This is a genomic window from Verminephrobacter aporrectodeae subsp. tuberculatae At4, from assembly GCF_000193225.1.
Taxonomy (GTDB): Bacteria; Pseudomonadota; Gammaproteobacteria; order Burkholderiales; family Burkholderiaceae_C; genus Acidovorax; species Acidovorax aporrectodeae.
The window spans coordinates 1-748 of sequence record NZ_AFAL01000547.1 but is presented as its reverse complement, the minus strand read 5'-3'; the positions used below and the strand labels follow the sequence as shown (position 1 = coordinate 748).

Annotated in this window: 2 protein-coding genes; both read left to right on the top strand. The window is 70.3% G+C overall.

What is annotated here, in order from left to right:
• Positions 1–543, top strand: a 543-nt coding sequence (locus tag VTU_RS28120) for an SRPBCC family protein (protein ID WP_010106815.1), incomplete at its 5' end; no start/stop codon positions are given.
• A 27-nt stretch (positions 544–570) separates the two neighbouring features.
• Positions 571–748: XdhC family protein (locus VTU_RS31855; protein WP_010106814.1), on the top strand; the 178-nt coding region annotated here is incomplete at its 3' end.

The window sequence follows — 748 nt, the reverse complement described above, 5'->3', positions numbered from 1 at the left end:
GACGCGCTCAACGACCCCGAGGTGCTCAAGCTGTGCATAGGAGGATGTGAAAAGATCGACCCCACGGGCATGAACCAGTACGCCGTCGCCATGGCGCTCAGGATCGGCCCCGTGTCCGCCAAGTTCGCGGGAAAAATCACGCTGAGCGACATCGTCGCGCCCGAGAGCTATCGCCTGGCCTTCGACGGATCGGGCGGTGTCGCCGGTTTTGCCAAGGGCCATGCGCAGGTCAGGCTGGCGCCGCTGCCCGGGGATGCGAGCGGGTCGCCGGGCTGCGAACTGCACTACAGCGTGTACGCCAGCGTGGGCGGCAAGATCGCCCAGCTGGGCCAGCGGCTCATCGACGGCGCCGCGAAAAGCATGGCCGAAGACTTCTTCAAGCGCTTCGACGAAGAAATGCAGCGCCGCCACCCGCGCGCCGATCCGGCGCAGGCCGCAGATGCAGCCCCTGCGGCCCCGGGCGGCGCCGCTGTGCCGCGCTGGATATGGGCCGCCGGCGCAGCCGCGCTGGTGCTGCTGCTCTGGTGGTTCAGCCGCAGCTGAGCCGCCCCCGAACGGAGGACCCCGGCCATGGAAAATCTGGACCTGATGGTGCTGCGCGCGCTGCACGCTTGGCGCGTTGCAGGGCGGCGCGCATTGCTCGCGACGGTGGTGCGCACCTGGGGCTCGTCGCCCCGGCCGGTGGGGTCGATCCTGGCGCTGTGCGAGGACGGCGCGCTGGTCGGCTCGGTCTCGGGCGGCTGCATCG